Source organism: Citrobacter sp. C6_1 (assembly GCF_014596835.2).
Classification (GTDB): domain Bacteria; phylum Pseudomonadota; class Gammaproteobacteria; order Enterobacterales; family Enterobacteriaceae; genus Citrobacter; species Citrobacter pasteurii.
Map to the genome: position 1 here is coordinate 3,387,577 of NZ_CP115031.1, position 22,477 is coordinate 3,410,053.

27 protein-coding genes and 2 pseudogenes are annotated in these 22,477 nt (G+C 48.9%); 14 read left to right on the forward strand and 15 right to left on the reverse strand.

Going from position 1 to position 22,477, the window contains the following annotated elements:
• Positions 1-24: 24 nt before the first annotated feature.
• The 4 genes from IB196_RS16360 to IB196_RS16375 all read right to left on the reverse strand — a co-directional run bounded on the left by IB196_RS16360 (position 25) and on the right by IB196_RS16375 (position 6,312).
• Positions 25-3,168 (reverse strand): CusA/CzcA family heavy metal efflux RND transporter, encoded by a 3,144-nt coding sequence (locus IB196_RS16360; protein ID WP_149691380.1) that lies wholly within the window; start codon positions 3,166-3,168, stop codon positions 25-27.
• Positions 3,169-3,179: 11 nt separating this feature from the next.
• A complete protein-coding gene (locus tag IB196_RS16365; RefSeq protein WP_149691381.1) occupies positions 3,180-4,472 on the reverse strand; it encodes an efflux RND transporter periplasmic adaptor subunit in 1,293 nt (430 codons plus the stop codon).
• A gap of 77 nt (positions 4,473-4,549) precedes the next feature.
• Positions 4,550-4,897: a cation efflux system protein CusF gene (gene cusF, locus IB196_RS16370; RefSeq protein WP_188231768.1), complete on the reverse strand. Its 348-nt coding sequence runs from the start codon at positions 4,895-4,897 to the stop codon at positions 4,550-4,552.
• A gap of 32 nt (positions 4,898-4,929) precedes the next feature.
• On the reverse strand, positions 4,930-6,312 hold the full coding sequence (locus tag IB196_RS16375; RefSeq protein ID WP_149691382.1) for an efflux transporter outer membrane subunit: 1,383 nt from the start codon (positions 6,310-6,312) through the stop codon (positions 4,930-4,932).
• 182 nt (positions 6,313-6,494) lie between these two features.
• On the opposite strand from IB196_RS16375, the gene cusR reads away from it, so the two are divergent.
• From cusR to IB196_RS16405, 6 genes and pseudogenes are all read left to right on the forward strand, one after another.
• Positions 6,495-7,178: a copper response regulator transcription factor CusR gene (cusR, locus tag IB196_RS16380; RefSeq protein WP_040232623.1), complete on the forward strand. Its 684-nt coding sequence runs from the start codon at positions 6,495-6,497 to the stop codon at positions 7,176-7,178.
• Positions 7,168-8,619 (forward strand): Cu(+)/Ag(+) sensor histidine kinase, encoded by a 1,452-nt coding sequence (locus IB196_RS16385; protein WP_005122042.1) that lies wholly within the window; start codon positions 7,168-7,170, stop codon positions 8,617-8,619. Before cusR ends, IB196_RS16385 begins: the two co-directional genes overlap by 11 nt.
• A 143-nt stretch (positions 8,620-8,762) precedes the next feature.
• Positions 8,763-9,089, forward strand: coding sequence for a copper-binding protein (locus IB196_RS16390; protein ID WP_149691433.1), 327 nt, complete (start codon positions 8,763-8,765; stop codon positions 9,087-9,089).
• A 224-nt stretch (positions 9,090-9,313) separates the two neighbouring features.
• Positions 9,314-10,117, forward strand: a complete 804-nt coding sequence (locus tag IB196_RS16395; RefSeq protein ID WP_040232626.1) for an MBL fold metallo-hydrolase — start codon at positions 9,314-9,316, stop codon at positions 10,115-10,117.
• A 144-nt stretch (positions 10,118-10,261) separates the two neighbouring features.
• On the forward strand, positions 10,262-10,690 hold the full coding sequence (gene uspF, locus IB196_RS16400; RefSeq protein WP_005122045.1) for a universal stress protein UspF: 429 nt from the start codon (positions 10,262-10,264) through the stop codon (positions 10,688-10,690).
• Positions 10,691-11,391: 701 nt separating this feature from the next.
• Positions 11,392-11,760: pseudogene (locus tag IB196_RS16405) on the forward strand (SOS response-associated peptidase family protein); the annotation flags it as partial.
• On the opposite strand, the gene IB196_RS16410 reads toward IB196_RS16405, so the two are convergent.
• Complete coding sequence (locus IB196_RS16410; RefSeq protein ID WP_223236839.1) at positions 11,664-12,188, reverse strand: SDR family NAD(P)-dependent oxidoreductase; 525 nt, start codon at positions 12,186-12,188, stop codon at positions 11,664-11,666. The pseudogene IB196_RS16405 and the gene IB196_RS16410 sit on opposite strands and share 97 nt — an antisense overlap.
• A 147-nt stretch (positions 12,189-12,335) precedes the next feature.
• Between IB196_RS16410 and IB196_RS16415 the strand changes: the two genes are divergently transcribed.
• The 6 genes from IB196_RS16415 to IB196_RS16440 all read left to right on the forward strand — a co-directional run bounded on the left by IB196_RS16415 (position 12,336) and on the right by IB196_RS16440 (position 16,061).
• Positions 12,336-13,142, forward strand: a complete 807-nt coding sequence (locus IB196_RS16415) for a MipA/OmpV family protein (protein ID WP_188231767.1) — start codon at positions 12,336-12,338, stop codon at positions 13,140-13,142.
• Positions 13,143-13,151: 9 nt separating this feature from the next.
• The gene (locus tag IB196_RS16420; protein ID WP_188231766.1) at positions 13,152-14,267 is read left to right on the forward strand and encodes a serine hydrolase domain-containing protein; all 1,116 of its coding nucleotides are present in this window, start codon (positions 13,152-13,154) and stop codon (positions 14,265-14,267) included.
• Complete coding sequence (locus IB196_RS16425; RefSeq protein ID WP_188231765.1) at positions 14,254-14,601, forward strand: hypothetical protein; 348 nt, start codon at positions 14,254-14,256, stop codon at positions 14,599-14,601. The genes IB196_RS16420 and IB196_RS16425 overlap by 14 nt, the downstream gene beginning before the upstream one ends.
• A 25-nt stretch (positions 14,602-14,626) precedes the next feature.
• Positions 14,627-15,160 carry a DUF2975 domain-containing protein gene (locus IB196_RS16430; protein ID WP_188231764.1) on the forward strand — a complete coding sequence of 178 codons (534 nt, stop codon included), beginning with the start codon at positions 14,627-14,629 and terminating at the stop codon, positions 15,158-15,160.
• 2 nt (positions 15,161-15,162) lie between these two features.
• Complete coding sequence (locus IB196_RS16435) at positions 15,163-15,390, forward strand: helix-turn-helix transcriptional regulator (RefSeq protein ID WP_188231763.1); 228 nt, start codon at positions 15,163-15,165, stop codon at positions 15,388-15,390.
• Positions 15,391-15,878: 488 nt separating this feature from the next.
• A complete protein-coding gene (locus IB196_RS16440; RefSeq protein WP_223236838.1) occupies positions 15,879-16,061 on the forward strand; it encodes a DinI-like family protein in 183 nt (60 codons plus the stop codon).
• A 584-nt stretch (positions 16,062-16,645) separates the two neighbouring features.
• On the opposite strand, the gene IB196_RS16445 is transcribed toward IB196_RS16440, so the two are convergent.
• Genes IB196_RS16445 through IB196_RS16470 form a run of 6 tightly spaced genes read right to left on the reverse strand, consistent with a single transcriptional unit; the run spans position 16,646 to position 19,194 of the window.
• Positions 16,646-17,059 carry a tail fiber assembly protein gene (locus tag IB196_RS16445; RefSeq protein ID WP_188231762.1) on the reverse strand — a complete coding sequence of 138 codons (414 nt, stop codon included), beginning with the start codon at positions 17,057-17,059 and terminating at the stop codon, positions 16,646-16,648.
• A gap of 4 nt (positions 17,060-17,063) precedes the next feature.
• The gene (locus IB196_RS16450) at positions 17,064-18,008 is read right to left on the reverse strand and encodes a hypothetical protein (protein WP_188231761.1); all 945 of its coding nucleotides are present in this window, start codon (positions 18,006-18,008) and stop codon (positions 17,064-17,066) included.
• Positions 18,009-18,019: 11 nt separating this feature from the next.
• Positions 18,020-18,601, reverse strand: coding sequence for a YmfQ family protein (locus tag IB196_RS16455; RefSeq protein ID WP_005120668.1), 582 nt, complete (start codon positions 18,599-18,601; stop codon positions 18,020-18,022).
• 18 nt (positions 18,602-18,619) lie between these two features.
• Positions 18,620-18,760: a CHC2 zinc finger domain-containing protein gene (locus IB196_RS16460; RefSeq protein WP_188231760.1), complete on the reverse strand. Its 141-nt coding sequence runs from the start codon at positions 18,758-18,760 to the stop codon at positions 18,620-18,622.
• On the reverse strand, positions 18,753-18,914 hold the full coding sequence (locus IB196_RS16465) for a hypothetical protein (RefSeq protein WP_188231759.1): 162 nt from the start codon (positions 18,912-18,914) through the stop codon (positions 18,753-18,755). The genes IB196_RS16460 and IB196_RS16465 overlap by 8 nt, the downstream gene beginning before the upstream one ends.
• Positions 18,907-19,194: a host cell division inhibitor Icd-like protein gene (locus IB196_RS16470; RefSeq protein WP_188231758.1), complete on the reverse strand. Its 288-nt coding sequence runs from the start codon at positions 19,192-19,194 to the stop codon at positions 18,907-18,909. The genes IB196_RS16465 and IB196_RS16470 overlap by 8 nt, the downstream gene beginning before the upstream one ends.
• 193 nt (positions 19,195-19,387) lie before the next feature.
• Between IB196_RS16470 and IB196_RS16475 the strand changes: the two genes are divergently transcribed.
• Entirely contained in the window at positions 19,388-19,573 is a 186-nt protein-coding gene (locus IB196_RS16475) for a YlcI/YnfO family protein (RefSeq protein WP_223236837.1), read from the forward strand.
• Between the two features lie 3 nt (positions 19,574-19,576).
• On the forward strand, positions 19,577-19,708 hold the full coding sequence (locus IB196_RS16480; RefSeq protein WP_255504596.1) for a hypothetical protein: 132 nt from the start codon (positions 19,577-19,579) through the stop codon (positions 19,706-19,708).
• A 79-nt stretch (positions 19,709-19,787) separates the two neighbouring features.
• Here IB196_RS16480 and IB196_RS16485 read toward each other — a convergent pair whose 3' ends face one another.
• The 4 genes and pseudogenes from IB196_RS16485 to IB196_RS16500 form a co-directional block, all read right to left on the reverse strand.
• Positions 19,788-20,393, reverse strand: coding sequence for a Rha family transcriptional regulator (locus tag IB196_RS16485; RefSeq protein ID WP_188231757.1), 606 nt, complete (start codon positions 20,391-20,393; stop codon positions 19,788-19,790).
• A gap of 108 nt (positions 20,394-20,501) precedes the next feature.
• On the reverse strand, positions 20,502-20,699 hold the full coding sequence (locus IB196_RS16490) for an AlpA family transcriptional regulator (RefSeq protein WP_188231756.1): 198 nt from the start codon (positions 20,697-20,699) through the stop codon (positions 20,502-20,504).
• Positions 20,700-20,894: 195 nt separating this feature from the next.
• Positions 20,895-21,782, reverse strand: coding sequence for a DUF6387 family protein (locus tag IB196_RS16495; RefSeq protein ID WP_188231755.1), 888 nt, complete (start codon positions 21,780-21,782; stop codon positions 20,895-20,897).
• 212 nt (positions 21,783-21,994) lie between these two features.
• Positions 21,995-22,084, reverse strand: a pseudogene (locus IB196_RS16500) (dipicolinate synthase); the annotation flags it as partial.
• Positions 22,085-22,477: the final 393 nt, after the last annotated feature.

Below are 22,477 nucleotides of genomic sequence, written 5' to 3' on the forward strand. Positions count from 1 at the left end.
ATTGAAGGCGAGCGCTATCGGGGGCTATTTCTGGGTGCGATGCCTGTGCAGCCACATCAGCTTATACGCTGCCGGAATGATAAACAGTGACAGCAAAGGTGCCGTGATCATGCCGCCAATCATCGGTGCAGCGATACGGCTCATGACTTCAGACCCGGCTCCCGTTCCCCATAAAATCGGCAGCAGACCCGCAATGATGACCGCGACAGTCATTGCTTTAGGACGCACACGCAGTACCGCTCCGTGGTACAACGCCTCATCCAGTTTATCCACGGTAAAGGTTTGCGGATTTTCCAGCGCAGGCTCAGCTTCAATGGCGTGGCGCAGGTACATCAGCATCACCACACCAAATTCGGCAGCCACGCCTGCCAGTGCGATGAATCCGGTCCCGGTCGCGACCGACATATGGAATCCCATCCAGTAGAGAAACCAAATTCCGCCTACCAGCGCAAAGGGCACACTGGTGATAATCAACAGTGCTTCGCCAAAACGACGGAATGCCAGATACAGTAGTACGAAGATAATCATCAGCGTCATCGGCACCATCAGTTTAAGCTTGTGGCTGGCGCGCTCAAGCAGCTCAAACTGCCCGGAGAATGCCACGCTGGTCCCCGGTTTTAGCTGGACGTTTTCAGCAATCGCTTTTTTCAGATCGTTCACCACCGACACCATGTCGCGATCGCGGGCATCAATGTAGATCCAACTGGTTGGCCGCGCATTCTCGGTTTTCAACATCGACGGCCCCGAAACCACCTGCACATCCGCCACATCCGCGAGCGTGATTTGCTGTTTCATTGGCGTCAGTATCGGCAGATGCCGTAGCGTTTCCGGGCTATCGCGATAGCTTTGTGGATAACGCAGATTGATCGGGTAGCGGGCGATACCTTCAACCGTTTCACTTACCATGGCGCCGCCTACCGCTGAGGTGATAAACAGTTGCACATCGCCGATGGTCATCCCATAACGGGCGGCCTTTTCACGATGAATATCTACGCTAAGATAACGTCCGCCGACCAGACGTTCAGCCAGTGCGGACGCCACGCCAGGCACCGTTCTTGCGACTTCTTCGATTTGCTCTGCCGTGGCGTCAATATCCGACAACACGGTACCCGATACCTTAATGCCGATAGGACTTTTAATCCCCGTAGAGAGCATATCGATACGGTTACGAATTGGCGGGACCCACAGATTCGCCAGCCCCGGTAAACGAACGGTTTTGTCCAGTTCCTCAATGATTTTGTCCATCGTCATTCCCGGGCGCCACTGATCCTGCGGCTTCAATTGGATGGTGGTTTCCACCATTTCTAACGGCGCGGAGTCGGTCGCCGTTTCAGCTTTACCGGTTTTACCAAACACGCGCGCCACTTCAGGAACCGTCATGATGAGCTTATCGGTTTTTTGCAGCATATCTGCCGCCTGCGCTGCGGAAATCCCCGGCAAGGTTGAAGGCATATACAACAGATCGCCTTCGTTAATCTGTGGTAAAAATTCGCCCCCAACCTTATTCAGCGGGAAGATGACGGTCAGGATCGACAGAACCGCCACCAGCAAGGTCGTTTTCGGCCAGTGCAGCACTTTCAACAATAACGGATGATAAATACGAATCAGGAAACGGTTAAGCGGGTTGCTGCTTTCCGCCGGGATCTTGCCACGGATCCAAAATCCCATCAGGATCGGGATCACCACAATGGCCAGAAACGCAGCACCTGCCATCGCGTAGGTTTTGGTAAACGCCAGCGGACCAAACAACCGCCCTTCCTGCCCTTCAAGGGTGAAGATAGGGATAAACGATAGCGTGATAATCAGTAAGCTAATGAACAGCGCCGGGCCGACTTCCACCGAGGCGTTGGTGATGACTTTCCAGCGCGTATCGTTATCCAGCTTTTCACCCGGATGCTGATGCCCCCACTCTTCCAGCCGCTTATGCGCGTTCTCAATCATAACGATTGCGGCGTCAACCATCGCGCCGACCGCGATGGCTATCCCCCCAAGCGACATAATGTTGGCGTTCAGTCCCTGGAAATGCATCACGATAAACGCGATACACAGTCCCAGCGGCAGAGAAATAATGGCCACCAGCGCCGAGCGGATATGCCACAGGAACAGCGCACACACCAGCGCCACAACGATAAACTCTTCCAGCAGCTTGTAGCTCAGGTTATCAATCGCGCGATCGATCAGTTGACTGCGATCGTATGTTGTAACTACTTCAACGCCTTCCGGCAGACTGCTCTTCAGCGTTTCAAGTTTAGCCTTAACCGCGGAGATCACCTCGCGCGCATTTTTACCGGAACGCAGGATCACTACGCCGCCTGCCACTTCGCCTTCGCCATTCAGCTCGGCGATCCCGCGGCGCATTTCTGGCCCAATTTGTACGCGGGCAACATCACGTAGATAGACCGGAACGCCATCAGCGCCGGTTTTCAGCACGATATTATTGAAGTCATCAAGGGACTGCAGATACCCACTGGCACGGACCATATATTCCGCTTCTGCCATTTCGACAGATGAACCACCGGCTTCCTGGTTTGAGGCATCCAGCGCCGATTTCACCTCACCCAGGCTGATGCTATATTGCGTCAGCTTCATCGGATCGATGACAACCTGGTACTCTTTGACCACCCCGCCCACCGAGGCAACTTCCGCTACGTTAGGGATGGTTTTCAATTCATATTTTAAGAACCAGTCCTGCAGCGAACGTAATTGGGCAAGATCATGTTTGCCGCTGCGATCCACCAGCGCATATTCAAATATCCAGCCGACCCCTGTCGCATCAGGTCCCATTTCAGCACTGACGCCTGCGGGTAATTTCCCCTGCACCTGGTTGAGATATTCCAGGACACGGGAGCGCGCCCAATAAGGATCGGTACCGTCTTCAAAAATGACATACACGTAAGAGTCGCCAAATTGCGAGAAACCACGCACCGTTTTCGCTCCCGGCACCGACAGCATGGTGGTGGTCAGCGGATAGGTCACCTGATTTTCAACAATTTGCGGCGCTTGCCCCGGATAACTGGTTTTGATGATCACCTGCACATCAGAAAGATCGGGCAGCGCATCAACCGGCGTATTCACAATGGTCCAGGTGCCCCAGATGCTGAGAAACAGCGCCCCCATCATCACCAGGAAACGGTTTGCCACCGAGCGGCGAATAATCCATTCAATCATTTATCATGTCCTCAGTGTGAATGGGTCGCCTGGGCAGGCATCGCGGGTACAGCGTGTGTCCTATTTTCCTGGGTGCGCATACGATCCAGAGCGCCAGAAATATTCGCTTCGGAATCGATCAGAAACAGACCGCTGGACACCACGTTTTCACCTTCGCTCAGACCAGAGCGGATGGCCGTTAACCCCTGAGACTCATGAAATACGGCAACCTGCTTAGGTACAAATCGTCCTTCATTATCGACGGTGATAACCCGCTGTTCGGTACCAGTATCAATCAGCGCTTTAGACGGGATCAGCAGCATCGGTTCGCTTTGCGTTTTTAGTTGCAGATAGGCATTCATTCCCGGCTTAAGGGCCTCATCCGGGTTATCAACCTGTAGACGAAGCTGGAGCGTGCGCGTCGTGGCATCCACACTCGGCAAAATACTCCATTTGCTAATGGTGAAGGGTTTACCCGGCCAGGCAGGTACGGTAATGGTGAATTGTGAGGCGTCTTTAATCAGCCAGGCGATAGATTCCGGGACTGAAGCACTGACCCATACCGGATCCATTCCCTGAATTTTCGCGACCACATTATCTTTTGAGATGTTCATACCAGTACGTAAATCAAACGCGGTAATCACCCCATCAATAGGAGCCTTGAGGGTAAAGCGGGTCTGAATTTTCCGCGTCGCTTTCAAGCGTTGAATGTCCGCCTCCGGCATTCCCGCCAGGCGTAATCTCTCCAGAATGCCTTCAACCTGCGTCGCGCTGCCGCCCGTTTCCCGCAGCAGTAAATATTCACTTTGCGCTTCTACCCAGTCAGGAATTGTCAGATCGATAAGCGGCGAGCCCTGCTTAATTTTGTCGCCCACGGTCAGCGGATAGACTTTCTCGATAAAGCCTGCCGAACGCGCCTGAACAATGACAAATTGATATTCGTTATAACTGACGTTCGCCGGGAAAGTTTGTGCATATTGCAATGGCCCACGGCGCACGGGTTCGGTTTTTAGCCCCAGATTCTGGGTCTGTGTCGGGTCAATACGCACACCCGGTGCGGATGTATTCGCCGTCTCTTCATCGGCATATTTCGGGATCAAATCCATATCCATAAACGGAGATTTACCCGGTTTATCAAACCGCGTGTTGGGATACATGGGGTCGTACCAGAATAAAACTTTACGCTCTTCTTTTTGTGGAGCAGCGCCGGTATCGGCCGATACTTTTGCGGATGAATAATAGGTATACACACCGACAGAAATAATTCCGCCGACAATCATGCTGCCGAGAATAAGCGCGGTATTTTTAATATTTAAAGACGCCATAGTGATTTCCATTGCGCGATAGTCTCGCCCGTGTCCAGGAAAACCCGGGCAAGAATAAAAGAGAGCAGCGAGATCCGTTATTTACTGATGTGAATATCGCGTAAGACAGAGAGATTTCCCTGCTGAACAAACGTAAATGCAACTTTATCACCAGGCTGGATATCATCGGCCCTGGTATCAGATACCAGCGTGAAACGCATCGTCATTGCCGGCCAGTTCACTGCGGGAATAGGTTCATGTTTAATCGTGACTTTTTTGCTATCCATATCAATAGATTCAATCACGCCTGTCGCACTAATCACTTGCTCCTGCTGGGCCGCAGGCGCCATATTCACCATCTCGCCATGCTGATGTTCATTGGCCTGAGCGTTAAACATGGCTACAGATAACACAGTAAACAAAGCAGCTTTAGCGGTAGTTTTCATGCAATATACTCCTGAGAATTTAAGATTAAAGATCATTCAACCCAGCCACCGCCTAAGGCAGCAAACAGCTTAATTTCATTAACCTGTTGGGCATAATTAAGGTCAAGCAACGATTGCTGTGTAGTGAATAAAGAACGCTCGGCGTCCAGTACTTCGATATAACTAACCGCACCATGTTGATAGAGTGCACGAGCGCGTTGCAGCGTGATGTGTAATGAGTCCAGATAACGCTGTTGTCCGGTAATTTGATCGGCAAGGCTTTGACGCAACACCAGCGCATCCGCAACTTCTTTAAATGCGTTCTGAATTTTCTGCTCGTAATTCACCACCGATTGCTGCTGGCGGATTTCTGCTAAATCGAGATTTGACTGATTACGTCCAGCGTTAAAGATCGGAATGTCTATTTTCGGGACAAAATTCCACATGCCGCTGGCCGCATTAAAGAGGCTGGAAAGATCGCCACTGCTGCTGGATACTGAACTGGTCAACGTAATCGATGGAAAAAATGCGGCACGCGCAGCGCCAATATTGGCGTTCGCCGCCAGCAATCCATGTTCGGCTTCCATAATATCCGGGCGCTGCAATAATATTTGCGATGGGAGTGCGGGGGGCAGTGTCACGGGTTTTATATCACCGCGACTGCGCACGCGGTCGTCCGGTAATTTCCCGTACGTCCCCAGCAATAGTTGCAGTGCATTGTTCGCCTGCGCCAGTTCGCCTTGACGTTTGGCAATATCGCTGCGTGTGCTTTCAATCACGCCGCGAGCCTGTTCCAGTGCCAGCACGTTCGTACTGCCGGTCATCAACTGTTTCTCGACAAACGCATAAGAGCGCTGGTAGTTTTGCAACGTTTCTTCGGCAATTTGCAGTTGCGCATAAGCCAGACGTTGGTTGAAATAACTTTGCGCCACGTTAGAAATTAATGAGATATGCACCATTCGACGCGCTTCTTCACTGGCGAAAAAATTCTGCCGATCGGCTTCACTCATATTTTTCAGTCGCCCAAAGAAATCCAGATCGAAACTGAGATTCAGTCCCGCTTCAAATTCCCGATTGGTGCTGCTATCGCCTTTTAATTTCCCGCTATAGGTACCGCTGGAACCGGCGTTAAGCTGCGGGTAACGATCGGCATCCGTCACACCATATTGCGCTTTCGCTTCCTGAACCTTCAGCACCGCCATGCGTAAATCCCGGTTATTGACCAGCGCCTCACCAATCAACGCCTTCACCTGGGAGTCAACAAAAAAGGTACGCCAGCCCGTATCCTGATATCCCATCGGGGCCGAAACCAGCGTGTTCTGACTTAAGGAGAATTGCTGCGGAACCGGCAATGCCGGACGCTGATAGTCCGGAGCCAACGAGCAGCCAGCCAGAACAAAAATAGCGCTGAGGGTAAGAAGCTTAAATTTGTACATAGTTCTTCTCGTCCAGACCGGACTGATAACCATAAAAGATGTGTGAATTTATACCTGAATGACTCTGTTTAACCGGTGACAGGAAAATGACAAAACTGTCATTTTGCCAATAACCGATTGCTATCCGATCCGCCTTCTCTAGAATTGAAAATCCGCACAGCCAGTGCGTGATGGAGAATGTCATGAAGATTTTGATTGTCGAAGATGAAAAAAAAACCGGCGAATACCTGACGAAAGGCCTGACGGAAGCGGGTTTTGTTGTGGATTTGGCGGACAACGGTCTGAACGGATATCACCTGGCAATGACCGGTGATTATGACCTGCTCATTCTCGACATCATGCTGCCCGATGTAAACGGCTGGGATATCGTGCGGATGCTGCGCACCGCCAACAAAGGCATGCCCATTCTGCTGCTCACCGCACTGGGTACCATTGAGCATCGGGTCAAAGGTCTGGAGCTGGGGGCTGATGATTATTTGGTTAAACCGTTTGCCTTTGCGGAATTGCTGGCGCGGGTCAGAACGCTGCTGCGACGGGGAGCCGCGGTCATTGTCGAAAGTCAGTTTCAGGTCGCGGATTTAATGGTCGATCTGGTCAGCAGAAAGGTCACCCGCAACGGCACACGCATCACCCTGACCAGTAAAGAGTTTACGCTGCTTGAATTTTTCCTGCGTCATCAGGGAGAAGTGTTGCCGCGTTCGCTGATTGCCTCTCAGGTCTGGGATATGAATTTTGACAGCGACACCAATGCGATTGACGTCGCCGTGAAGCGTCTGCGGGCCAAAATCGATAATGACTTTGAGCCGAAATTGATTCAGACCGTGCGTGGCGTGGGGTACATGCTTGAGGTGCCGGATGGCCACTAAACGATTACAGCGCCCTTTTTCGCTGGCAACACGGTTAACCTTTTTTATCAGTCTGGCGACTATCGCCTCATTTTTCGCTTTCGCATGGATAATGATCCACTCGGTGAAAGTCCATTTCGCAGAGCAGGATATCAATGATTTAAAAGAGATCAGCGCGACGCTGGAGCGTATTATTAACCACCCGAACGAACCGGAATCGCGTCGGCTGGAAACACTAAAAAACGTAGTTTCGGGTTATTCTAACGTCATTATTTCTCTGGAAGATGCCAATCAGAGAGCCATTTTTCATTCGCCTAATGCGCCGGATCTTCGTCAGTTTATCGCCACGGCAACGCCGGATAAAAATGCCCATACCCGTAATGTCTTTTTAATTTCCGGCCCAACGCTGCAAACATCAGAACATGCGCACGGGAAAAACGCGTCCTCCAACTGGCGAATGATTCGTTTACCCATTGGACAGTTGCCAGACGGAAAACCGGCCTATACGTTGTTTATGGCGTTATCGATCGATTTTCATCTGCACTACATTAACGATCTGAAAAACAAGCTGATCATGACAGCATCGTTAATTAGCATGATGATTGTTTTTATCGTGCTGTTCGCCGTCTATAAAGGTCATGAACCGATCCGTAATGTCAGTCGGCGCATCCAAAATATCACCTCTAAAGATCTCGATGTTCGCCTGGACCCGCAGGCCGTGCCGATTGAGCTTGAGCAACTGGTTGAGTCATTTAATCACATGATCGAACGAATCGAAGATGTGTTTAAACGTCAGTCCAATTTTTCTGCAGATATTGCTCACGAGATCCGCACGCCAATCACCAACCTGGTCACGCAAACAGAAATTGCCCTCAGCCATCCCCGCAGCACGAAAGAGCTGGAAGATGTGCTCTACTCAAATCTCGAAGAGTTTGGCCGCATGTCGAAGATGGTGAGTGATATGTTGTTTCTGGCACAGGCAGACAATAATCAGTTGATCCCGGAAAAAACAGCGCTGAATCTTGCGGATGAGGTCAGTAAAGTGTTCGACTTTTTCGAAGCCTGGGCGGAAGAACGCGAAATCAGCCTGCGCTTTGAAGGTCGGGCATGCTGGGTTTCTGGTGACCCGTTAATGTTACGCCGGGCAATGAGCAACCTGCTCTCTAACGCGATGCGCTATACGCCAAAAGGCGAGTCTGTCACCGTGCAAGTGAAAGAGGCTGATGATCTCGTGCATATTATTGTGGAAAATCCCGGTACGCCAATAGCCGCGGAACATCTGCCACGACTCTTTGACCGGTTTTATCGCGTCGATCCCTCACGACAGCGTAAAGGCGAAGGTAGCGGCATTGGCCTGGCGATAGTGAAATCGATTGTGACTGCCCACCAGGGCAAGGTCTCCGTGACATCCGACGCTCGCGCTACCCGCTTTATTCTGACATTACCCAAGTATGCCGCTTAATTATTATTGGTGGCGCTAATGCGCCATCGATTAAACCTCATATTAATATTATTATTCTCTGACATCATCGTCATAATCCTGTCACCTCACTGACAGCCCCTGATTATTATAATTTTCCTGTAAACCGACACAGGAGAAATATGATGAATAAGATATCTTCTTTTTTAGCTATCGCTTTTTTTATCTCAGCTGGCGTGAATGCGGCAGAAACATCCACAACGCATCAGCAGGCAACTGTGGCTCACGAGATGATGAATAATAGCGATGCACCTGCTCATCAGAAAATGGCACAAACACATGAAGTACAGGTGCAGAATAGCCAATCCACGCGGGCTAGTGCACTGTCTTTTTCGCAAATGAATGAACATGAAAAAGCGATGGTCGTTCATCAGTCAATGAATAACAGTCATTCATATTCACATGAGCTGCAGGCGAAAAAACATCGCGAACAGGCAGCAACGCAAGGATAGTCCATCGTCTTCACCCGGACATGCGCGCGGGCCTGGATAGCAACACAGCCTGCGCGCTTTCCCGTGGTTAATGTCAATAAATCTTATCAGTAGAACCGTGATAAAGAGCATGAACGCCAGGAGCGCGAGCAAAGGGAACATTGAGCCGTCCCAAAGAGCGCTGAGATCACAGCGCTCTTACATTCCGTGCGTTACAGTATGTCGCTTTAACGCTGGAGTCAGGCATGGCTTTAACCCTTACGGTGTTGCTTGAAAACAGGCGCGCCAGCGGTGCAGAAAAAGCCCTACGGGCAAAACCTGGATTAAGTCTGTTAGTTCAGGATGAAACCACCACGATATTATTCGATACCGGGCCTGATGACAGTTTTAGGCATAATGCCGCACTGATGGGCGTAGACTTGTCTCAGTTAACCGCTGTCGTGCTCTCACATGGTCACTATGATCACTGTGGCGGCGTCCCGTGGCTTCCCGATAACAGCCGCATCATCTGTCATCCACACATTGCCTGCGAACGTTACGCAGCGTTCACGCTTGCAGGATATACCCGTAAAATCAAGAAATTATCGCGCGATAATGATTACTCTCGTCTGCAGATGGCGTACTCCCGTGAACCTTTGCCCCTTAGCGAACGCTTTCTGTGGTCAGGAGAAATATCCGTATCCGCACCGCAGGCCTACGGTGTCATCAATGAGAATCCTCCCCAACGGGACTACATCACTGACGAAGGGGTATTGATCTACAAGTCAGACCGTGGATTAGTCATCATTACCGGCTGCGGACACCGGGGTATTGCCAATATCGTCGCTCACTGCCAGCAAATAACGGGCATCAGCAAAATTCATGCCCTGGTCGGTGGCTTCCATTTACGCTGCGCATCGCCCTATACGTTATGGCAAACCCGACGATTTATTAAACAACAGCAGCCAGAAAAACTTCTCGGCTGCCACTGCACCGGCGCGTGGGGACGTTTGTGGTTGCCAGGACAAGAAGCCCCCGCGACAGGAGATGTTATTGTGCTGGCCGAATAATAATCACCATTGTGCTTATTGTATCTTCATCACATAACATTCATGAATATTAAAATGCGCGCACAACCTTGATCTGGTCGCTTATTATACAAAATAAAGTTCGCTACACTCAGGACAGAGGTAAACAAACAGGAGGTAGTGAATATGTATCGCTCTATTCTGGTGCCCATTGATATCTCTGAAGCCGATTTAACTCGCCATGTTATTCCGCAGGTTGAAGCGCATGCAAAAACCGCTAAGGTCCATTTTTTAGCGGTCATTCCTACCGTTCCGTTCTACGCATCACTCGGGCTTGCCTACTCCAACGAGTTCCCGGACAGAAGTGGTATACAGGCGAAAGCCACCGAAAAGCTCGACAACATTGTTAAGCAATTCAATATCCCCGCCGGCAGAACTCAGACCCATGTGGTTTATGGCCCACCGAAAGATCAGATCCTTAAACTGGCAGATGCCGTGGACGCCGAATTGATCGTCATTGCATCCCATAAACCGGGTTTCAGCACCTATCTGTTGGGGTCAACCGCCGCTGCCGTAGTACGTCATGCCAAATGCCCCGTACTTGTTGTGCGGTGATATTGGTTAGAAAAGCAGGAAAACGGGAGCGATCAGGCTCCCGTTTTTATATTCCCAAAACGCTGCAGAAAAAGTGAAATTCAGAGCCGCTGATGTAGGCGTTATGCCTACTGGAATAAAACTGTGCCGGGAGGATATTTTATCGAGATCCCTGTAGGATTCAATATAAATAAATAATCAATTGATATAAGTGAATATTATTTGGTTCAATTTAATCACATACCCCCACACATACCCCCAAATTTATTTGCATCAATACTGAGCAAAAAACCTACCCGGTTTGGCAGAGTTCCAAGCCTATAGTAAAACAATAATGCAACAAATCCCTGACTGAATTTCAGCAGCCATCTCTGGGTATCTATTTATTAAATACGCGTATATATATACAGAAAACGTTGTTCCAGTCGTTCCAGTTGTTCCAAAACATGTAATCAATTGAATTTTAAATAAATCATAATCGAAAAGTGGAACAATTCGGTGTCAAAAAAGTTGTTCCAGATGGCGGTTTTGGTACAACTGGAGTGAGCAATCTGGAGTGATAGTGGCGAAACAGTTTAAATTTCAACCAATATAAATAGGGTTTCATGGAAGAAAGTGAAGGTCAGGCAGGTGGGGAATTTGAGAGTAACTGATGAGTATGTTACATATTCGTGAGTAAGTAGCATTCACTTTACCGTGCTTGCCACGGGCGGGTATACCTCGAGCCGCCGTTGATTAACGCACGCGTCGGGACTGCAGCCACAAGTCGGATGTTTAAACCATTGTGGCAACATGGTCGGGCGATCTGTTTCGCTGATGGTTGGTTTGAGTGGAAGAAGGAAAGCGACAAGAAACAGCCCTATTTCATTCACCGCGCCGATGGTCAGCCGATATTTATGGCGGCGATTGGCAGCACATCATTCGAACGTGGTGATGAAGCTGAAGGTTTCCTGATAGTGACAGTTGCGGCCGACAAAGGACTGGTTGATATTCACTACAGGCGACCGCTAGTACTATCGCCAGAAGAAGCCCGCGAATGGATGAGGCAGGATGTTAGAGGGAAAGAAGCTGCGGAAATTGCAGCAAGCGGTGTTCCTTCATATGCGGCGGTCGATGCGGTCAGCACCACAGATGCACCTACTTTCAAAAAGCGGGCAAGACAGGATATTTGCAGTACCGCGGCACGAGCATTATTCTTCATCATGTTATCGAACAGCGCGGCACTACCCTTTTCGGCAGGTGCAAAAGCCAACTGCCCGGCATTCAGCCATAAACCATTCAGCATGCCGAAGGAGGCTACCGCTTCAGTCAGCGCTTGTGCCGCTGCCGGCTCGGCTCCGTCGTTTTGCAGCAACCGGGCGGCAGGCGGCAGTACCTTGTGAAGATGCGCCAGTTTGTGTGTATCACGCCCGGTGATCATGACTTCCCCCTCTTCCGCAACAATGCGTTTCGCCCCTGCCAGATCAACACCACTGCTGGCTCCCGTAATGACAATTTTCTTACCTGTCAACCTGGCCATCCCGCCTCCCTGAAGCCGTTTCACTGCTAAAGCACGTTTTTTACCTTCACTGATAATTAAAATAAAACAATAAAAACTTATTGTAAAACGATAAACTCCAGGCTAGCCTGCATCCACTTTAACGATCTTTGCCAGGAGAGGCATCGAATGAAAAGAAGTCTGCAACAGGGTATTTTGTTCTCAGGATTACTCATCTGTGCGCCGACACACAGCGCAGAGTTGTCCGGTTTTGCCGGGCTGGGCGTCAGCGCGAGCCCCATTTACTCCGGTTCAAACCACATGGCAATGGGACCACTGCTAAAGGCGGGCGTGAATCTTCATAGCGAAAACTGGGGACTATTTGGTTTGTCTACCGACGGGCTGATATGGGGACTGACGCCGGACTCCCCCTTCAGCGTAAGCCTGCTGTTAACACAAGATGAGGCGCGAAAAGAAGTGTTTAACTACCCGTTTTCCAGCAGAAAAAACCGCGTTCTACAAGGAATGGGTAACCTGTCTGCAGCGTTGATGGCGGGTACAGACCTGCGCTACCAACTAGAAAACTGGGCGTTGTGGCTGCGCCTGTTAACCGCCACTGAAAAGCAGCGATATGGCGGCGAAGCACCGGGCAGAAGCCTGATCGTCACGAGCGGCGCGGAAACCGAACTCTGGCGCTGGCAGAATGCCGCGCTCTCGGTCGGTGGCGACATAAGCTGGGCGAACAGTGGCTACCAGCAACGCCACTACGGTGTAACGGCGCAGCAGGCACAACGCACCGATTTTGCAGTTTATTCCCCTTCGTCAGGCCTCCAGCAAGGAGGCTTGTATGCCGAAGTGGTATGGCATTTCGATAAAAATCTGGCGGCAGGATTGACCAGCCGTGCGCAGTATCTGTTCGATGAAGCGGGGAGCAGCCCTCTGGTCAACAGCCGACTGCAGTACACCCTGTCGTCACTGATCCAGTACACATTCTGAGGCGGAGCCATGAGAAAATGTCACTTTCGCAGCCGCGCGCGGCTGCTTGCTGCGGGCGCGGTATTTATCGCACTGATTGCCGCCGGTATTTACCTGCAACCTGGTTTCAGCACCCCGTCTCCTCGCCAGACGGGAGACGCCAGTTTGGTGTCGTTTTTAACGCCGTTATTGAAAGGATCGCGAGGCAGCGTCGCCGCCGCGCTAATCACACCGCGCGGTGTGCAGTACGCCCTCTGGGACAGTGATTACAACCAGCAATATGAAATCGCCAGCCTGACCAAAACCATGACCAGCAGTTTACTGATGGACGCGTTTCGCCGGGGTGAAGCGACAGCGCAAACCCGCGTCGGCGATCTTATTCCGGAAATCAGCGGCCCGGCGAGAGAAATTACCCTTGAGCAACTGGCATCGCATCGCTCTGGTCTGCCGCCGCTGGCCTCATCGCTGCGCCAGAAGATCCGGGTGATCAGCCAGATAATCCTGCGTGAAAACTTCTGGGAGTATGACGAAAAATCAGTCATCGAAATGGTGAATAACACCCGCTTAGCCACGCCCGCCAGATTTGATTATTCTAATACCGGCTACGCCTTACTGGGACTGGCGCTGTCGCGAGCAGCACATCAGACTTTTAATTCGCTGTTGCAAACGCGGGTTTTTGCGCAGGCGAAAATGACAAACAGCGTTGTTGCCGAAGCATTAACCCCCGACACGCCCACGTTTCACCACGGTTGGGCGGTGTCCGGATTTGCCGAAGCGCCATGGATACAGAACGCGTTCACGCCGGCTGCCGGAGTGCGGTCGACCATCGTCGATATGGCGCATTATGCGCAGGCCTTACTGGCGGGTAAACTTGCAGGTAGCGCAGCAATGCAGCCACGCTTTGCCACTGACGATGCAGATTCACGCGTGGGTTACGCCTGGTTTACCACGCGTATTCGTGGGCGAGACATCACCTGGCACGACGGTGAATCCTCCGGTTTTGCCTCCGCCATTGCGGTCGATCCACAGCAACGATTTGCCGTAGTGATCCTCTCAGATACCGCGTGGCCCGTTATTGGTCCGGCCATGCGCCTGTTGTTAACGCAGACTCCTGCTAAAACGGAAGCTCATCATGAACTGGATTGAAATGTTGTGGGCAATATTAACCTTTGTCTCAGTTATTCTGTTTATTTGCGGCTCATGGGTCGCGCATTACAAAATACGGTTGTTGAACTACATCATGCTAACTTTGATTGTCATTTATTGTGCCGAAATGATGCAGACAATCACCCATCTAACCAAGACCGGTTATCTGTTCAGAATGCTGACATGGACCGTTCAGGCGTCGTTTATTGCCGTAAGTATTTATCGCGCATGGCCAGCGCTCTGGTTAACGCGCAGCCCGCGCGTACTGTCGGCTGGCAAGATTGCCATTTCGCTGATGCTTATGTCATGCTTGAGCATGCTGGTTTTAAAATAGAATCCTTAATTCAGGAAGGTACAAAGTGAAAGATGTACGAAATAAACTCAGCCTGATATTTATCTCAGGGATATTACCGCTCTTTTTCATCCTCGCCTTAATTACACCCCTGTGGTTATATTTTTCCGGTGAGTCGTTTTTTATTTCCGGTATGCTTGAATTTGCCGAAATGCAAGCAGAAAGCCAGCCAGTAGCTGCCGTATCGTCGCTTCACCAGTTACTGCTGTTGATTATTCTCTATTTCCCCGTTGGGTTATTTGCTTTTGCTATCTGGCAGGGAATGCAGGTGATGCGCCTGGTTGGTAAACGGCAAATCCTCAACCTGGCGATGGCGCGTTGTGTACGTACTATTGCATTGATGATGCTAAGCCTTGGCATTGTATTGCCGGTGTGCCGCTTTTTAATACCGCTAGTCGTCTGGTGGCCGGAAAAATATTACCAGATCACCGTACTGGTTGGCGATGTGATCCTTTTACTCACCGGCGGCTTGTTATTCGTTACGTTTCACGCCATGCTTGCGGGGATCAAAGCAGAAGAAGAAACTAGGGAGTTTATCTGACAATGGCTGTGGTGGTTCATCTGGACAAACTGCTGGTAGAGAAAAAAATGACGTCCAGAGCTCTGGCAGCCATTATCGGTATTACCGAGCAAAACCTCTCACTGCTCAAGTCTGGCAAAGTAAAGGGGATTCGATTCGATACGCTGGCGAAAATTTGTGAAGCCATGGAGTGCCAGCCCGGTGACATTATCTCCTGGGAACCCGACCTCGCTGCGCCAGACGAAGACTGACGCCGTAGACTCGTTTTGCAGACAATAAAAACCGACAACATCGCTGCTGTCGGATTTTTGATTTACGACTCGAATCAGGCATTCTGTAACTGCGGAGCACAGACAACCACACTTTCCAGTAGAATTTTGACGCCCTCCAGATAAACGGTTGGATTCAGCAACGTCAGTTTCAGGCAGGTCACAGCGTCCTGTTTGGTTCGCATAAAATCATAGGGTTAAGTCCCCTCCACATATTTCGTTTGCTGACATTATGTTTAAGAGCTACTTTTTTCATATCCACCAACTTCACTGAGGATGCCTCAGATGTTTGGACTAAACCAGTTGAGCGTTGTTCCAAACCGGCGACTTTGGACATTGGTTGACACCACTAGTAACTTACCTCTTTTATTTTCAATTCTCTTTCTCATTGAATGATCGGTTCCCCGTCAGTTAATACAGATTGGTACTGGCAACGTCCTCTTCTGGCACAGAGCGGACGAAGGTATCTGATGAGACTCATCTTACTGAGTAAGAGGGTTCACCGGATTTTCCCCGATGCGGATGTCAGGGTAAAACCGATGATGACACTGCCGGCGATCAACACTGACGCCAGCAAGCATGAGAAAGAACAGATAAGCCGGACAGTTCAGGAAATGTTTGAAGAGGCTGATATGTGGCTGGTTTCAGATTAAACACACTGATTCGTTATATTGGACGTGTAGAATCTGCAACAAACAGGCAGTCTTTCAATAGCTTGACTGCCTGTTTGTCGTCGCCAATTTTTGCATACGACGACAGGGCAACAACTTTGATTCAGGAAACAATACTTTTTCGACGCAAGTATCTGACACCAAACAACATTGGCCCAGCAAGCGCAAAAGAGATTACCATAGCAATCAATTCAGGAAGCCAAAATGCTGAAAGAAACACCAGCATTATAATTTCCCAGTTGTGCAATTTATTCGGTTCGTCATGCGTTCTCAAAACATATAACGTCGCAAAAACACATAAAGAGAATAAGACATAACTTATTATAATCAAAAGCATACATAATCCTTTACACCTAAACTAAAGACTGCGATCACAGCTCAGAGCCAGCACATGAATATACAGCATATTCCTATTGCCAGAAAACTCCTTATATGATAGTTGCGGTAATTTTTCAATTAAACTATAATTCTGCAGATAACAACTACCATCAGAAACACTACATTACCTGTCGAACATAACAGTTCACTTCAGGAGCATTTAGCCGGAATCCAGACTCCACGTCTTATCAACTGTCCTGTTCCCCCGGCAGGGGAGGCCAGTTGATATCCGGTGCGGTGCTGGTATCTATTGCTGTCACCGCATCAATATAGTCCATCCAGGCGTTAAGGCTGACGGATTCAGCATCCGTTAGCTTACGCCCCATCAGCAGCTTGGTTTGCCAGACGACAATTCGGCTGGTCGCCGCATCAATACGGGCGCGTTTTTCCGCTTCAGCCTCTGCGACTAATTCATCGTGAGATTTTACCGGCTCGGGAATATCAGGAGCCGTAAAAGCGCCATCAGCATATGACCAGCCAATCCCGACACCATCAGCAACCGGTATTGCGACACCATTATCAGGCGACCATTCTGATTCACCATCCCATAAGACGACGTTTACGACTGTGTTATTTTCAATTACTGCGTATGTTTTGCTCATCGCATCACCATTCAATCATCACAATACCAGGTGCACCGTTACCGCCATTTCCACCGCGAGCAGTTAAGGGGGCAGTACCATATTTACCACCGCCTGATCCACCACCGGACCCGTACCCGGAACCCGCCGTGCCGTCAGTTCCCTGATCCGTTCCAGCGCGACCAGCGCCACCACCGCCCCCGAACGGCGACGATGCTCCAGGTGCTCCGTTACCAGAACCGACACTTAAATTTCCATCTCCACCATAGCTTCCGGTCGGGAAACCCTGCCCGTAACCGCCTCCTGGGGCTGTATTTTGTCCGTTACCGGCGTTTATTCCTGGCTGGCCACCATGCAGTGTAATCAGAGAACCAATGACCGTATTACCCCCAGCGGTAGGTGCAGACCCGGTTGCAGTACTGGCAATTGAACCAATTCCGCCAGAACCAATGGTGATGTTGATAATCGTTCCCGGTGAAACTGCGAATTTCCTTTTTACAATGGACTCGCCAGCCCCACCAGAGCCACCGCCGCCACCAAAGAATGATGAATCACCGCCACCACCTGAACCACCACCACCTCCACCCGCAACAGCGGAGATACACAGTTCAGTAACGCCCGCGGGAACAGTGAAGCTTCCACTCGTCGTTAGGGTGGCAAATCCGGTTTCGTGCAGACCAAGGTTTGAGAGAGCCTCTGCAACTGCCCCATCAGCTTTAATATCGGCAAACGGGTGAGCACGGCTAAGCAGTAATGCCTTCACCGCCGTCAGCACCTGGTTACGCTTTGATTTATCCATGGCTACGCCAGAAGCTTCAACGATCCCTGCAAGTTCCTCCTGAATGGAATCAAAAAAATCATCATCAAGATCGGTGGCGGGCGCCCCTGTTTGCGGGTTTCCGCGAGTAAAGCCATTCTTCCCTGCACCGAATTTGTCTTTCTGCGCAGTGGGTGTATCAATACGATGCATAATGTCTCCGGTTACGGATATTTGAATAAAACGTAGGTATGGGACGGACAGAGTTTATTGATTACGCACTCTGCGACGGTGTCGCCCCAGTAGCGAATTGGCGTTGTGCAATCATCAATGCATGTCATCCAGGTGGCATCGCTGGAAGCGGGCATGTTTACCTGCCAGTAATATCGCCATTCCGTTGAGTACACGGCATCAGTGCATGCTGATGTGCATTTAAATGGGCCTTTGTTATAGCGCGTGATTGTTGCGCCAGACTTCCCCAGTGCTTCCAGTTGCCTTAGATAGAAGTCTTCGTTGATTCCGCCGGTTAGATTTACTTTCGCGTCCAGCCTCTGCTGTCGTTGCCGTAATGTTTGCGTTCCTGTCGGAATGCATTCATCAGGAAGTCCACAGCATTTTTCCCAGCGATTGATCAGCTCGGTGGTAGTTCTGGGGTCAAGTTCCAGCATAAGATCGTCAGCGCGCTGGTGAACCCTGAGCAGCGACGGTGCAGCCCCTTTTATCGCGACATCTTCAGGTGACCATGCAGGCCCCGGTGGCAAGAGAGCAGAGAGCAACTGGACATAATCATCTTCACTTACGCCCATACGATACCGACTTTAACGTTACGCATTGCATACCCCCTGTTCAGGTGTGACTGTGAATGACGGTGTTTTCTCGCTATGTAATGGACAGAACCCGACGTAATTTTTACCCTGGCGATCGAGGTGAACACACGAACCGATGGCTTTCAGAAGGTCACTCATTCCCGGCCTCCTGCGCTTTTTTCGCGGTTTCCTCAATCTGCGACATAAGGATCCCTGCCAGTTCAATGCGTGCTGGTGTATCAGTCAGGAACTGAGCCGCACGCGCAAGTGCCTCAATTTCGATAAGCGCATCCGTTTTGGTGAGTTCAGACATGCGCCACCTCCTGAACACCAGATGTGCAGGCGTCAAAACGCTGTTCGAAAATCCAGGAGAAGTGATCACCACCTTCCATCAACTGGAGACGGCATGGAGCCTTAGTGCGGATCTGCGCGGCGAATACCAGATTCCAGTTCAGGAAATGAGAACGGGCCTGCTGCTCATTGTTGGCTTCCGCCCGCAGAACAACGGGCGTGGTGTTGGGTTTATCTGACGGAGTTCCCAGAAACAGGTATGTGAATTCCGGGCGAGTTTGGGTATCATGTAAACATGCCATAATGTTACTCCAATTAACGTTGTGGTTAGAGGCCCAATCTGGACGGCCATCCGGTTGGGCTTCGCAATATCTACACCATTTTACTAATTTGGTGAACACCACCAATGTATTCTCAGGTGAACACCACGTCAATAATTGAATTAGATTTTTTTTCGTGCATACTGAACACCACCTACCAACAAGAGATTCAGTAATGGCAACGGGAAGGAAGAACAACAAGTCTTTACAGGTATCCGTAAGGCTCCCGCTTGACGATCTAGAACTAATCGAGAACGTTAAGGAAAAAGGCGAAAGTACAGCTGGTTTTTTGATTACTGCCGCAAAAGGCGAAATCAAACGCCGACAGCGTAAAAAGTCAAAAGTGGATTCGGAAGGCTGACGTATGGCAAAAGAACTCAAAAATTCTCCACCGGCTGAGGTAGAGAAAAAGCCAGAGCAAGTGCTGCAAAAATCTGTGCTGAAGCAACTCAGGCAGCGGCAGCGCCAGAAATCGAAGGAAAATCCAGACCAGTGATCGGTCTGGCTCCCAAAGGCAACGTTCGCAGCGTTGCCTTTTTCTTTGTGCACACAGGGTGCGCAGGTAATGAAGCAGCTCATTCCGATACCCCAACTTTTCCGCCACCAATCAGTTCAAACGAAAACTGACGAAAATCCTTCACCAACTTTTCGGCCTTATCGAGTAAAGGCAAATCATCCTGGCGTTGGCGTAATCGGCGTCCAGCATCCGACGAATCCTCATCAGATGCTTTTCGAGCAGTTGACACGATATTTTCCATCTGCTGAATGGTGTAGACGAGATCCCCATTAATGTTACGCTCGAGTTCTGTCATGTAATCGAAGATTTGAGCTTGGATCTCATAGTCGTAACTCATAGCCATGAGGCATGCTTCACGCTTAGGGAAATTGCAAATATCCCTCTCCACAACCCCACCGGTTCCGTTGATATAGGTATCAGTTGCAAAAAATTTTGCAGCTGCATCCCCGAGGACTTTGGGTACCTTTTTCATAAAGCTGCGGTGTTCAAGCTTGCGATATTTCTTGCATGGGAACGAGAATCCCTCGGTTTCCGCTTTTGCCTTACGATTTGCATTGATGTAATCGACCATTTCAGGACTGCTCATAGTAGGTGCAGAAATAGTTACCTGGCCGATTTCAGATTGAGCGAGCCCCTGCCCCGAGAGGGCACTTAATTTATTCATGATGATTTACCTGTCGTTAATTAGTTGGTAGTTGTCGTTGCAATCAGATTTTAATCAGATGCAAATGCAACGACACGCAACTCATGCACATAGGGGGTTCCTGATTGATTAAGCTACCTCCTTGCGCGATTCTTCGATGCGCTGGTTAATCCAGTCATCAACTTCACTTTCGACAAAGGCGATTGAGCGAGAGCCAATTTTGATGGGTCTCGGAAATTTACCTTGGCTTATAAGCCGATAAATCCATGCTTTGCCATATCCAGTACGGCGCATAATCTCTGGCATACGGAGAAGATTGTTTGACATGTAAACCTCCAACTACATTTATTGTCTTTGATATTCCTGAGTAGATAACCGATATGTTACATTGAGGATTGATTTAGAGAAGAGAATTAGAAGCAAATGGTATTTTAAGAAAAACGATATAGCCACTTTACAAGATTGTTAGCGGCTATAATTTTATAGAAGTTTATTTTTATCAAATTTCTAGATTTTCGTGCTTTATGAAATTCTACCCATCATGTCAGACACTTTAGCGCTACCTAACTCACCATCCTTATCAATAAACAGTCTCAGCAGTCTCGTATAAGGTTCTGACATAGCTTCAATAGAAAACGGTCTTATAGTTTCTTTAATTGCTTGTGAATCCTTAGGGTCATCGGGGAACACTAGGTGCGATAAAATGGGATTGCTAATTTCTTTTTTAAAGACTTCAGCCCATAGTATAAGATCCAAAATCAGCAATACCCTATTAGAAATCAATTTTTGAAAAGTTTTCAATCCAATACGACGCTTAGGTAATATATCTGGTTCTGGATGTCCAAGCCTACCCCTCCAAATAGGAAGAAGTTTTTTTAAGCTTGATAAAATCTCTTCATCAGTAGCCTCATCCAACCATACATCCATAAGAACTTTATGACTCATATAACTTGGTGCATTACAGCTAACGCTAGCAAGCATACTTCTGGGGTCAATATGAGAGTAAATACCATTTTCATCGAATGCGTATGCTCCTATTTCTTGAGCTAACTTTGAATACTGAGATAACTCAGCAAAAGAAACTGGCATTACACCTAGATCGTGTGGAAGCATCGGTCTGTCTGAGGATGTATCTCTCCCAGAAGACTTAGCATACTCTTCATATTCGTTATTGAACTCTATCTCCTCTGGTGAATTAATATTAATGTACGGGTCTCCGCGAAAAATACGTAAATATTTTATTGAATCCTCAAAACCAAGTTCATCAAGCGTTTTATTCTCATCGTGACAGTAAAATAAAGTATGACGCCACTCAAGTTCGTGTATGAAATCCTCGACAGTTATTTTTTTAATAAATTCATAATTATCAATTCTGAACCATGAAAAATCACTAATTGTTGCTTTTTCCATACATCACCTCATGTCCTCTAAAATTAGGGGCTATGCCAGTCAGCAGAGATATGCGGTTTTCGTGGTTCAACCTAGACATAACCTTTTGCTTGGGTGGATTATCGTCTACTGCGATAAACATGTCCAGAGCGGGCTGTATATATAACCAGTAAAAAAAGACAGATACATAGAAAAATAATCGAACACCGTTATAACGTAATGCCTCCACGTGACTTAGAGATTCGCTGATTAATCCAAGCTTTAATGTAGCCTGTTCTGATCAGAACCTCAGAAAGACGTATGAGTTTGTGGTTTTGTACCATGTGATTTTCCTATGCTGCGGACATAACAAAAGAACCTGGTCACCAAGTGACAGGTTTCTATTTATGGCTCCGATTTATAGATATGTTTAAAACTACATCATGCAAGACATGTAGTTAGTAATATTAGGTGGGCTTGTTAAAGATTTTCATAGCGTACATAACAAGTCATATCGCCTTCTCCTCAGCTTCTGAGGCTTCATTTTTTAAAGAGCATTCGCTTTGTCAGCGACGTAGGCAGGAATGCCATTGTGAAAAGAGCAGTGATGCTTAAGCGACTTTTGCTTTATCAGCCACGCTGGCATACAGATATATAAGAAAAACGCCTTGATGGTGATACCCTTTCTCAGGGCTTAATCTGTGTTTCTCACAGACGCAATATTATTAAAGAAAATG

Coding starts and splice junctions, on each gene's coding strand:
- IB196_RS16360 (WP_149691380.1), bottom strand. CDS start 3,168: ATGATTGAATGGATTATTCGCCGCTCGGTGGCAAACCGTTTCCTGGTG.
- IB196_RS16365 (WP_149691381.1), bottom strand. CDS start 4,472: ATGGCGTCTTTAAATATTAAAAATACCGCGCTTATTCTCGGCAGCATG.
- cusF (WP_188231768.1), bottom strand. CDS start 4,897: ATGAAAACTACCGCTAAAGCTGCTTTGTTTACTGTGTTATCTGTAGCC.
- IB196_RS16375 (WP_149691382.1), bottom strand. CDS start 6,312: ATGTACAAATTTAAGCTTCTTACCCTCAGCGCTATTTTTGTTCTGGCT.
- cusR (WP_040232623.1), top strand. CDS start 6,495: ATGAAGATTTTGATTGTCGAAGATGAAAAAAAAACCGGCGAATACCTG.
- IB196_RS16385 (WP_005122042.1), top strand. CDS start 7,168: ATGGCCACTAAACGATTACAGCGCCCTTTTTCGCTGGCAACACGGTTA.
- IB196_RS16390 (WP_149691433.1), top strand. CDS start 8,763: ATGAATAAGATATCTTCTTTTTTAGCTATCGCTTTTTTTATCTCAGCT.
- IB196_RS16395 (WP_040232626.1), top strand. CDS start 9,314: ATGGCTTTAACCCTTACGGTGTTGCTTGAAAACAGGCGCGCCAGCGGT.
- uspF (WP_005122045.1), top strand. CDS start 10,262: ATGTATCGCTCTATTCTGGTGCCCATTGATATCTCTGAAGCCGATTTA.
- IB196_RS16410 (WP_223236839.1), bottom strand. CDS start 12,188: ATGGCCAGGTTGACAGGTAAGAAAATTGTCATTACGGGAGCCAGCAGT.
- IB196_RS16415 (WP_188231767.1), top strand. CDS start 12,336: ATGAAAAGAAGTCTGCAACAGGGTATTTTGTTCTCAGGATTACTCATC.
- IB196_RS16420 (WP_188231766.1), top strand. CDS start 13,152: ATGAGAAAATGTCACTTTCGCAGCCGCGCGCGGCTGCTTGCTGCGGGC.
- IB196_RS16425 (WP_188231765.1), top strand. CDS start 14,254: ATGAACTGGATTGAAATGTTGTGGGCAATATTAACCTTTGTCTCAGTT.
- IB196_RS16435 (WP_188231763.1), top strand. CDS start 15,163: ATGGCTGTGGTGGTTCATCTGGACAAACTGCTGGTAGAGAAAAAAATG.
- IB196_RS16440 (WP_223236838.1), top strand. CDS start 15,879: ATGAGACTCATCTTACTGAGTAAGAGGGTTCACCGGATTTTCCCCGAT.
- IB196_RS16445 (WP_188231762.1), bottom strand. CDS start 17,059: ATGAGCAAAACATACGCAGTAATTGAAAATAACACAGTCGTAAACGTC.
- IB196_RS16450 (WP_188231761.1), bottom strand. CDS start 18,008: ATGCATCGTATTGATACACCCACTGCGCAGAAAGACAAATTCGGTGCA.
- IB196_RS16455 (WP_005120668.1), bottom strand. CDS start 18,601: ATGGGCGTAAGTGAAGATGATTATGTCCAGTTGCTCTCTGCTCTCTTG.
- IB196_RS16460 (WP_188231760.1), bottom strand. CDS start 18,760: ATGAGTGACCTTCTGAAAGCCATCGGTTCGTGTGTTCACCTCGATCGC.
- IB196_RS16465 (WP_188231759.1), bottom strand. CDS start 18,914: ATGTCTGAACTCACCAAAACGGATGCGCTTATCGAAATTGAGGCACTT.
- IB196_RS16470 (WP_188231758.1), bottom strand. CDS start 19,194: ATGGCATGTTTACATGATACCCAAACTCGCCCGGAATTCACATACCTG.
- IB196_RS16475 (WP_223236837.1), top strand. CDS start 19,388: ATGGCAACGGGAAGGAAGAACAACAAGTCTTTACAGGTATCCGTAAGG.
- IB196_RS16480 (WP_255504596.1), top strand. CDS start 19,577: ATGGCAAAAGAACTCAAAAATTCTCCACCGGCTGAGGTAGAGAAAAAG.
- IB196_RS16485 (WP_188231757.1), bottom strand. CDS start 20,393: ATGAATAAATTAAGTGCCCTCTCGGGGCAGGGGCTCGCTCAATCTGAA.
- IB196_RS16490 (WP_188231756.1), bottom strand. CDS start 20,699: ATGTCAAACAATCTTCTCCGTATGCCAGAGATTATGCGCCGTACTGGA.
- IB196_RS16495 (WP_188231755.1), bottom strand. CDS start 21,782: ATGGAAAAAGCAACAATTAGTGATTTTTCATGGTTCAGAATTGATAAT.